This is a genomic window from Zooshikella ganghwensis (genome assembly GCF_018263875.1).
GTDB classification, from domain to species: Bacteria; Pseudomonadota; Gammaproteobacteria; order Pseudomonadales; family Zooshikellaceae; genus Zooshikella; species Zooshikella ganghwensis.
The window spans coordinates 1-11,547 of the sequence record NZ_JAEVHG010000037.1 but is presented as its reverse complement, the minus strand read 5'-3'; the positions used below and the strand labels follow the sequence as shown (position 1 = coordinate 11,547).

The window sequence follows — 11,547 nt, the reverse complement described above, 5'->3', positions numbered from 1 at the left end:
AAGCAAAATGCTTAGCGGAGTTAGGTTTTAAATGTGTACCTGCTTTTTACCGAGGACCTCGTGGAGAAGTGGGAGAACAGGGTGCCACAGGGTTAAGTGGTCCCAGAGGGGATAAGGGCGAAAAAGGAGATAGAGGCCCACAGGGAGAAAAAGGTGAAAAGGGAAATGCTGGACCTGTAGGACCAAGGGGTCCACAAGGTTTAAAAGGTGAAAAAGGCGATAAGGGTGATCAAGGAGTAAAAGGTGATCGAGGAACTCAAGGCACGAAAGGAGATAAGGGTGAAAAAGGTGAGATAGGGCCTCAGGGTAAACCAGGTTCATCGGTTGATAGAAAGCATTACTATACGACAAAAGCCGAGCGTGGCACATCAATTGTTATTCCTGAACAAGATGTAATTGATTTATGTAGTGATGAAGATGGGTGTTATTTAAGGCTAGGAGTTGATGGATGGGATAGTAGTCATTCAGGCATAACCAAGTTTGAACACTCAATGTTTTTCTATAATAAAAAAACGAAAAAATGGTATGGACACTCTAATAGTGGAAGGTATGGAACAAATGGTGATGGAGCATCAGGAAAAAATATTTTCCTGAATGAGCCTTGCTGGTTTAATGACAGTAGTTATAAAAACTGGAAAGACTTACATGATGATAACCTTGACTTTTCACTGGTGTCATGGAGTACTTTCGGGCATACAGCCAACTGTCGTTTGACAATAATTGATTAGTTATTTAACCCCCTCCCAACCTCCCCCTTGAAAAGTGGGGAGGAGTTGATGGTGCATAATTTTAAGCGTTTTGATTAATTATTAATTCCGCTAAGATGCCCCTTTTAAATAAGCAGTTGGGGAAAACTCGTCTTCTTTCCTTCCCCTTAAATAAGGGGAGGGTTAGGGTTGGGTTACAAAATATCCGGGAAGTGAAATAAGGTCGTAAATAATGAAAAAAACTTTAGCAATAGCAATTTCTGCTGCGTTGTTTTCACACGTGTCTGTAAATGTTCATGCTGAACCAACTTCGGCAGAAATAGGTTTTTGGTCTTTTGATGCAGGGATACACCAGCAAGGTGGTGTGGATTACTCAGGACAAGGTAATCATGGTTACTTTTTAGAAAACGGTGCGGGTGATTTAAGTGGGGGAGTTTATAGCAATGAGGGTGTTGAGGGCTCTTCACTTAAAGTAGAAGAAAATAATCCCTTTGTTGCGCAGGTTAACTTTGATGGCGAAGCCTTTGATATTAACCAACCGTTTTCAGTTGCCTTATGGTTTAAAACTAAACAAGTTAGTGAAAAGCAGGTGCTGATAGAAAAGGCCGACTCAACAGGTGATTCGTTATTTGTCGTGTTTTTAGACAGTGATAACCGGCTGAAGGTGATGTTTAAAAATGCGTCTGGTGTTATTGGCGGTATTGAATCTCTTGATCCGTTGCCACGTTATCAAAATAAATGGCAGCATTTAGTGTTAGCTTATAATGGTAAACCTAACGGTTTGCATTTGGCGCTTAATGGCAAACGATTAAAAGACGTCAAATTAGGTATGCCAGATAACTTGATAACAGATGGACCTCTGGTATTTGGTAATTCTGTAGCAGAGCAACTTGCTTATCCGCTACAAGGCGAGCTTGATGAAATCCATGTGTATAACCGTGCGATAAGTTCTATAGAAGCAAGCTGTTTAGCTGATGTCGGTTTTAATTGTGTTCCTGAGTTCTATCAAGGTCCACAAGGACCCAGAGGTAATCAAGGCGCACCCGGTATTCCTGGTAATAAAGGAAACCAGGGTGAAAAAGGTGACCGAGGTCCTCAAGGTGAGCAAGGGCTGAAAGGCGATGCTGGTCAGCAAGGCCCAACTGGCCCACAGGGTCCTAGAGGGGCTAAAGGAGATAAGGGCGAGCAAGGACCAATAGGGGAAACAGGTCCGCAAGGTCCTATAGGTGACAAGGGCGATCAAGGTCCTAAAGGGCCTCAGGGGCCAGAAGGTCCTGTAGCTACTCATTATTCACAGTTGCCTGCTGGAAGTTTAGCGGGGTATTGCTCTCAACCTACTTGGGGGGATAACCGTATCTTGAAGGCAATTAAACCTGGCTATATTAAAAATAATCAGTGTTATTGTGAAGAAGGATGGAAAATGATTATTACTGGAGGGAATTATAACTGGAAACCGTGGGACTCATCTGAGAGAGTTTGCATTAAAAAATAGTGGAGTTTTGAGTCTGTCCCATACAGTTATGTAAATCGGTATATTAACCTACGACACATCAGCTGAAAGGCTATTTGACCCGTAGCAAACTGTTTGCCGCAAGGATGCGGCAATCACGTCTCCAGGGAAGGATTCACGGCGTGTTTGTGGATGGGTCAAGTAGCCTTGTTATATTCGCTTAGCCATTTTCCAGTTCATCCAAAACTACTCTTTCGTACCATTATACTCTTAACTCTTAACTCTTAACTCTTAACTTTTCACTCTTCGCTGTGGATGTATAACGCAGTAGCTGTGTAAATAGTATACAAAAAAACCGCTTTTTGCTGCTTATTTGATCATTTCAAAAAAAATCTCATTTTTTTTCATTTTTTATTTAACATTTTTGGCCAATCACTGGATATATATAAATATACCCCTTGTGATGGGTAATGCCATGGTGAATGTTTTTGATACATCATCATGGCCTAGTTTTGTATTAAATGAATTCAACATAGATGTCAGCGGTTCAGTTGATAGCGTTTTTTACTAAAGATGTACGATTGCATTCGTAAATCAAAGCAAGCTAATCAACCTATATTCAAGTAAATATACTCATAACACAGAGTATGGCTATCAAAGAACCCTGAAGGTGCAGTTTAAGAAGAAAAGGTAAATACATCATGGTAGCCGTTGTTGCGGGTCAAGGGTTAGGCTTATACAACAATTCACTGACTGGTTTGAATGGGCAGAGTAGCGCATTAGGGCAGGGGAATAATCGGGTATTTATTAACCATAATACCGGTAATTTAATTATCCAGCATTATACGGATGAGTTAGCGAGTAAGGGACTCAATACCTCGTTATTACAAACTTATAATAGCCAGGGGCAAAGTAATGACCCACGCAATCAACCGTGGTTATTAGGCTTAAACCGCTATATCAGTGAGTTGCCAGAGGTACCCAATGAAGCTGGATCACTGTTGGTTAAGCGCAATGGTGATGGTAGTGAAAGTATTTACCGCTACAGTGAACAACACAAGGCGTATATCACAGCCGATGGTGATGGTGCGCATGATGTATTCCGTTATGATGCGGCAACGAAAAGCTGGACCTGGGAAGAAGGCAGTAGTCGGGTAAAAGAATTTTATAATGGCACAGGCCAGTTGACTGCCCTTGAAGACAAAGCAGGTAATCGTACACAGTTAACTTACCACAATAACCAGCTGACTAAGCTTGAAGATGCATCTGGCCAAATAACGCACTTAAGTTACGAAGGGCAGAAGTTAACTGCTATTCAAATTGAGTATACCGGCGATAACAGCCAGCAAATCAAACGCACATTAGCGCGGTATGGTTATGATGACTTAGGTCGTTTGGAAACGGTCATTACAGACCTCACACCTGATGATAATAGTGTTGAAGATGGTGCTATTTACCAGACTACCTATAGCTATGAGGGTGACAGTCAACGTATTAAGCAAATAACCAATAGTGATGGCACGCAGCTGACGTTTACCTATCAGCAGGTTGGCGATAAATACGTCATCAGCCAATACCGTGATGCGACCGGTATAGGCGCAGACTATCATTATGACGCTGACAACCGTACCACGCAGGTTACCGATGCACTAGGCCAGCAAACGGATTATCAGTTTGATGACTTAGGGCGTATTGTTAAGGTATTAACGCCAGCCATTGATGGTCAGCGTACCAGCCTGCAATACAGCTACGATGCGCAAGATAATATCGTTGAAGTGATTGATGGATTGGGCAATAAGGTTACGCGTGAATTTGATGTCATGGGTAATCTGGTTTATGAGTTTGATGCTAATCATCATATAAAACACTTTCAGTATAATGATCAGCAGCAGTTGGTAGCGGAAGCGACCTGGCAACTGGAACGAGCACCTTTAAATGATAACGAGCGTAAAGCTATTCCCGAAAATGTAGTCGCGAAACGCTATGTTTATGACGAGCAAGGGTTTAAGCGTTTTGTTATTTCCCCTGAAGGCAATATCACTGGATTAAATTATGATGCCTATGGCCAGTTAGTTGAAACCTATCAGACTAATGGCATTCTCTATCCCAAAAATAAGCTGGTGTTACGTCAGGGTGAAAATGCAGCTCAGCCAACAGTCACTGAATTAAATGCATTGGTGAGTAGTGAGCAAGCTGAAAAAGTTATGCAGACCACGTCTTTATACGACAGTCGTGGTTTGGTGGGTAAAGTTATTCAGCATGATGGCCAGGGTAATACCCAAGAAACTGCGTTTCAGTATGATGCGTTTGGCCGACTGCTCCGAAAAATTGATGGGGCGGGTGTAGCAGAAACAATTAACTATGACGGCTTGGGGCGAGTACTGAGTAAAACCAATAAGGCCGGCCAAACCACGGTTTTTCGTTATGATGATCAGCAACATACTGTCGCAACAACCTTTAGTAATGGATTAGTTAAAACCGAATTATTTGATGCCGCAGGACGCTTATTAAGTCGTACAGAAAAGGCGACTGATACAACAGCAACCAACCGGGTACGCTTTTTTTATGATAAAGCTGGCCGGCAAGTGGCTTCTGAAGATAAAACAGGTAGTCGAAGTTATACCCTGTTTGATGCGCGCAATAGAAAAGTAGCCAGCATTGACAGTGTCGGGGCATTAACTGAATTTCGTTATGATGCTAATGGTCAGCTGATTGAAAGTATTCAGTATCAGACATTAGTCGACACACGTCGTTTGCTCTCTTTTGGGCAACTCAATGAAAGCTTATTTAACATTGATAAGCTACGCCCTAAAGCCAACCCAACAGCCGATCGCCATCAATACTGGGTGTATAACAGTCAGGGGCAAAAGCGTTTTCAAGTAGATGGCGCAGGTGCGGTGACTGAATGGGCTTATAATGCCTATGGTAAGGTCGTCAGTGAAAAGCGTTATGAAACTGCACTGAACTCAGACGTGCTTGCTGAGCCACTGACTGAAGCCAATATTCTCGCCAAGCTGGGTGATTATACGCCGATTGTTGTCGATAACAGTACAACTACGCGCTGGCCTGCCAGCGAACACAGTGATGCGCAATACCATTTAGGTGCACTCACCCAAACCACGAAAACAGTCACTTCAGGTGCGAATATTGAAGCGACCAGTCAGGCATCGACACGCAATGCTAAGCCTTGGCCTGATTATGTCACTGAAATTAAGCAGCAAAACCACCCGGATATTAACGGCACTATTCTGCTGAATTACTTAACCCCAGAGGAACGGGCACAGGTTAAGTATATTCGGGCTGATCTTTATAACCTACAAACACGACACTCAACGTTAAGTCGCACTTTTCCAGACAAGTTTGATGATTACCAAGGACAACTGGTGTTACCTGCTATTTCAGGTAATGGCCGCTTTCGTGCCACAGTGATAGTTGAGCTTAACGACGGCACGACAATTGTAAAACCCACTTTCGTATTGGAAAAAGGCCGTCAGCAAGTGTTGTCACAAACACTGCGCTGGCCGGCTGATGATATGGCTGAACTCAGTGGCGCTGAACATACACTGAAATACCGTATTGTCGACAGAGTCGGCCCCGACCTTGAATCAGGCACACCCTTTACTGAAAAAAGTATTGCGGTTGTCGATGGGTTTTACCAGGTTGAGCTGACAGATTTAATCCCCAATACCTCTTATGAAATCGTCATTGATCAACAAGCCGGTGGTCAGCGCACAGGGGACGTCAGCCGCTATCATAAAACAGCGCGTTTTCAGTGGGTGCCACAAACCAGTCATCAGCCACTTAATGTGCGGTGGGAGCAGCACATTATTGCCAACAAGCCCACTGCCGGTGCTTCCCTGACGGGCGTTATCACTGATGATGAGGCCCATAATATCGATTACATCCAAGTCTATGTGGATGACGCACAGACTAATGAACAAGTATCAGAGGCGATCACCTATCCTCGTGGTTATCGTTTTTATCAGGGTAATATCAACCTCTCGTTGGACCGTCCTCTAGATAGCGGCAACTACCGTATTTCTATCCATAAGCACTATTTGGATGGCTCCAAACAATCAGAATCATTCATGTACACTGTGGGTGATCAGCAAGGCATTGTGGTTAACAGTAAGCTCACCATCCCGCTGGACAAGCTTCCCCTTGATGTGACCCAACCTGGTACCACCATCGCTTATCGACTGGCTCAGCAAGATAATGCGGAGTATCAGTTTATTGATCTGGCGTCACAACGCTCTGCGGATGGCAAATCCATTGAGTTAAAACTGCATGACCTGGTGGCATCCCGCAATGATTTGTATATCAAAATCGTTAAAGATGGCTACCCCCCTATTGAACTAGAAGGCCATGCCTTAGTGGTGGTTGATGGCTATTCCTATCAAACTCCACTGCTGAAATTTGCCGATCCTAACGGTGATCATATTAAAGGGCGTTTTAGCCACCAGCTTTACAACGATAACCAGCAACTTATCGGCAGCCTCGATGCGGCAGGTTATTTAACGGAATATGTGTATAACCCAGCTGGGCAAAAAATCCGTGAAATTCGCTATGCCCAAAAGGCCGTCGACTATGTGAGTCAGCAGTTTGATCGTGAGTTAGCGGATATTCGTCCAACAGCGGATGTTGCCGATCAGCAAACGCACTTTATTTATGATGGTTTTGGTCAACTGACCGCGACAGTTAATGCTGAAGGCTACCTCTCTGAAAATGTCTATAACGCATTAGGTCAGCTCACTCAAACGATTTGTTACCATCAGTCAGTGAACTATGCGGGGCAAAGCCTAACAGAGCTGCGTACGCTAGCGACCCATGCCAACCAGCCAAACAGCGTTGAATCCATCACCTATGATACAGCGGGTCGAAAGCAAACCAGTACGGATCGATTTGGGGTCGTCACGCGCTATACCTACAATGCTGATGGCCTGCTAAGTCAAACCTTAACCGGTGAAGACAAGCCGTTCAGTCAGGCACAGATTACCCAGCGACGTTTTGATCAAAAGGGACGTATTATCGCTGAGTTAACGCCTGAAGGTGCAAAGCGCTTGGCGGAGGCGACCACCGATACGGCGCGGGAGGCCGTTTGGCGTGATCATGCCACCACGTTTATCTATAACGAAGCAGGGCTAAAAATTCGCCAGCAAGCGCCTAAAACCACAGAAGGTGGTCAACCTGTAACCTTCTTCTATTACGACCACCAACAGCGCTTGCGTTACAGCATTCAGCAGGTCGATAACCGGGGGCAAGCGTCTGTCATCGAGTATCGCTATAACAGCTTTGGTGAACAAACCACTCGTGTTGATTACTTTACGTTAATTGATTCAAAAGAATTAACGGGTGGACTGGATAACAGCCGTCAATTAAAAGTGATCAAGTCCAATCCCAAAGATCGTATCACTCAGCAGGACTTTGATCAGGCCGGCCGCAAAAGACATACCATTGCTGCGGACGGTGCTGAAACACGACTCACCTATAACAGTTTTGGTGAAGTGAGCCGGCTGGCAAAAAGCATTCGTGCAGCTAACGGAGAATATGCCGTCACTGAAACCGCTTATGATCAGCGGGGCTTGGTCAGTCGTATCAGCCAGCTGGTGGGGAGCGCTGAGGTTTCAACCACTCTTGCTGCAGGCACCAAAACACTCGATACCCATCACCAATACGATGCCTTTGGGCGACTCACCGTTAAAACATTTGCGGATAATCACCGTCAACAAACTGCCTATGACCGACTGAATCGTGTGATCGCGGAGATTAATCATAGTGGTGAAACCACCGCTTACCGTTATGATGCGCTAGGCCGCAAAGTCAGTGTGACTGATCCATTAGGTCAAGTAACTCAGTATCAGTTTGATGACCAGAGCCGCACAGTAACGTTGGTTTCGCCTGCCGGGCATACCGTCAAAACCCAGCACAATCAACATGGTGAAACGCTGGAAATTACCGATGCCAAAGGTCATCGCCAACGGTTTACCTATGATGAAGCCGGGCGTCAAATCAACGCTGAGCGGCTGGATGCCCAGGGTAATCTGCTGCAGCAAGAGAGTAAGGTCTATAACCAGCGGGGGTGGCTGGTTGAGTCCATCGACAGCCAAGGCATCAAGCGTCAGTTTAGCTACGATGCAGCAGGCCGTAAGCTGTCAGAAACCGTCGACCCAGAGGGTGCAAAACTCACTACCAGCTTCCGGCTGGATGCGTTTGGCCAGGTTACTTATCAACGAGGGCCTGATCGCGTATCGACCACCATGCAATATGATGCGGCAGGGCGTGTGCTAGAAGTGATGCGTGACAGTGGCTTTGGTGGAGCATCGCTGATTACCCGGTCAACGTATAATGAGCTGGGGCAGCTGATTGCCGTAGAAAAAGGTGACCGTCGCCATGGCATGTTGGCCCAAACGCACTATCACTATGATGCGCTTGGCCGAAAAGTCGCTGAAGTAGTTGACCCTGATGGCTTAGCTTTGACCACCCGTTATCAGTACGATGCTCGTGGTAATGTGCTGGTGAAAACCGATGCGAATGGTAGCCAGAGTTTCTTTGGCTATGACGTCAATAATCGCCTGCGTTACAGCGTCGATGGGCAAGGTGGCGTTACCGCCTATAAATACGATGCGGCGGGGCAAAAAATCCTTACCCGCCACTATGCTAAAGCCATTAATGTCGAAGGCTTGGCTGAGCAGCTGCTCGCCAGTACTGAAAGTCGTGGTGACATTGAAGCACGTTTGGCCGCGCGAAGCTTACCTCAGCTGACGGAGCATGACCGCCTGAGCTTTAGCTTTTTCAATGCCGATGGCCAAGTCACCCATAAGGTGAATGGCTTGGGGCAGGTGACTGCCCTGCATTACGATGCCAATGGCAATGTGATTCAGGAAAGCCGCTACAGTAATCCATTAGCTGATACTCAAGTTTATGCACTGCTCGAAAACCATGACCTATCCATTGTCGCTGCTGGGCTGAAGGATAACCCTGCGGTTACAACCTATCAGTTTTACAATGCGCTAAACCAGCCGGAAGTGGTTATTGATGCTGCCGGTTATGTAGCGGTTAATCAGTATGATGAGGTGGGCCGGCTGACGTCTACCCTCAAATATTCACTGCATTACGATGATCACCTGAATATTGATCCGCAGAAGATGCATCAGCTGATGGCTGCTGATGTCTTGCAGTCTATTGAAAAGGTGAAAGCGAATCCTGAGGAAGCTCGCGCGTTAACAGGGCAGCGCACCCAAATTATTTATGATGAGTTAGGTCGTAAGCAGTATCAAATTGATGCTGCTGGTTACATCAGTGCCTTTAAATATGATGTGAATGACCGGCTGGTGGCGAGTCTGCAGTATAAAGCACCCATTAATATCAGCCTGGACTCAGTAACCCCGAACGTAGAGCAACTTGAAGCACATATTGCCCAGCACAATGAAACAGCGGTTTTCCAGCAGCATGTGTATGACAAAGTTGGGCGTGAAGTTTATACCATTGATGGACAAGGTTACGTTACTGAGAAAGTCTATGATGCCTTGGGGCAGGTGACAGGCACCAAACGCTACACCATGCCTGTTGAATACAATGCAGCGCCAAGCTATTCAAGCGTCAGGCGTGCAGTACGCAGGTTAGATGCTGTCGCCACACACACTGCCTACGATAATGCAGGCCGTGTTCAACTGGAAATCGATGCCCTGGGCCATGTGACCGGCCATGAGTACGACGCCTTGGGCCAGTTGCGCCGCACGGTGCGTTATGCTCAAGCGTTGGATGAAGGACTACGTGGTGGCTCGACCTCGGAGATTGCTGCGCGTTTGTCAGGGCTGAGTCATGCGCAGGACCAGGCGACGGTGTATCGCTATGATGCGGCCGGCCATAAAACCGCATTGATTACTGGGGCGGCCAGTGCGGTCACCTTAGGCTTGAGTGAGGACCAGCGGCAGGCGGGGTTAGCGTCAGGCCAGCTGCGCGCCGAATTCTATGAATACGATGCCCTCGGTCAACGGACCGCCTTACGCCAGGCCACCACGGAGGGTGATTTCCGTACCCTGTTCTACTACGACAGCAAAGGTCAATTGACCCGTGAGTTGAAGCAGGTGGATGCCGAGCAGGGTTACCTGACGGTGTTCGACTACGATGCCTTTGGCAATAAGATTTTCGAGAACCGCTACAGTGGCTTGTTGCCGATGGCGCTGGGTGCTAACCAGTCGCGTTCCTTGGTCTATGCCGACCGCATTGTCCGTTTCCGTTACGATGCCTTGAATCGTCTGGTCGCGGAAACCGTGCCCAGTGCCGATGGTAATGGCCACGAGACCCAGTATCAGTACGATGCCTTTGGCAACCTGACCTTAAAAACCGAAGCGGCGGGTATGCAGGCCGAGCGTCGCACCGCCTATCGCTATGATGAGCGTAACCAAAAAATCGCAGAGATCACCGCGCTGGGTACCGAGGCCGCGGCAGAGACCCAGTACCGCTATGATGCCCTGGGTCGGGTCAGTGCCATTGTCGATGCCCGGGGTGTGGCCCTGGTTCAAGACGACAGTGACTGGGCACTGGCCGAGCGTGCGCGGTTAGGCATCGTCAATACCGTCACCACGGCAGACGGGCAAACGCGGCCGGGTGGGGCTAAGCGCGCGCATGAACTGACCGAGGAGGATATCGCCACCCTGCAAGCGGCGTATACCAGCGAGCAAACCTTTGATGCGGCGGGGCGCAAGATTGCTGAGCGCGATCCGCTGGGCCATGAGACCCACACCGTTTACGACGCCTTTGGCAACATCATCAAGGCCACTGATCCTCGCGGTCAGGTCGGTTACTTCTTTTACGATGCCAATAACCGCTTGCGGTTACAGATTGATCCCAAAGGCTACGCCACCGAAACCCGTTATGATGCCTTTGGCCAGGTGGTCAGCACCTATCAGTATCAGCAGGCGCTGGATCTCAGTGGCGGTACCATCACTGAACAGAGTGACCTGACCGCGCTGATCAGCCAGCTGCAAGCTCCAGTGAGTGGTGGGTCAGGCAGTGCTTCGGATAAGGTCATTGTCCAGCAGCATACCTTGAATGCCTTTGGTCAAATCCTGAGTACGACACAAGCCGGTGTCACCACCACCTTCAGCTATGATGCGTTGGGCAACAAGATCAGCGCCACCGATGGCAATGGTCACACCACCCACTATGCCTACGACGCCCAAGGTCGGCTGATCGAAGAGACCTCCCCCGAAGTGCGAGTAGTGACCGATGTCGAGCAAGGCGTGGTCAGTACCCAGGTGGTCGTGACGCGTCATCAGTACGATCAACTGGGCAATAAAACCCAGACCATCGTCGGCGCTAACAGTGATCAGCCACGGGTCACTGAGTTCCGCTATAACGCCCAGGGTCAGTTGATTCAACAACGCC

2 protein-coding genes and 1 pseudogene are annotated in these 11,547 nt (G+C 47.5%); all 3 read left to right on the top strand.

Features of this window, described 5'->3' with window-relative positions:
• Positions 1-728: pseudogene (locus tag KHS79_RS25220) on the top strand (collagen-like protein); the annotation flags it as partial.
• A 211-nt stretch (positions 729-939) separates the two neighbouring features.
• On the top strand, positions 940-2,199 hold the full coding sequence (locus KHS79_RS26200; RefSeq protein ID WP_267910819.1) for a LamG-like jellyroll fold domain-containing protein: 1,260 nt from the start codon (positions 940-942) through the stop codon (positions 2,197-2,199).
• Between the two features lie 659 nt (positions 2,200-2,858).
• The coding region (locus KHS79_RS25210) for an RHS repeat protein (RefSeq protein WP_212722937.1) at positions 2,859-11,547 on the top strand (8,689 nt) is incomplete at its 3' end.

Excerpts from the sequence above, each read along its gene's own strand:
- KHS79_RS26200 (WP_267910819.1), top strand. The coding sequence starts at position 940 with ATGAAAAAAACTTTAGCAATAGCAATTTCTGCTGCGTTGTTTTCACAC.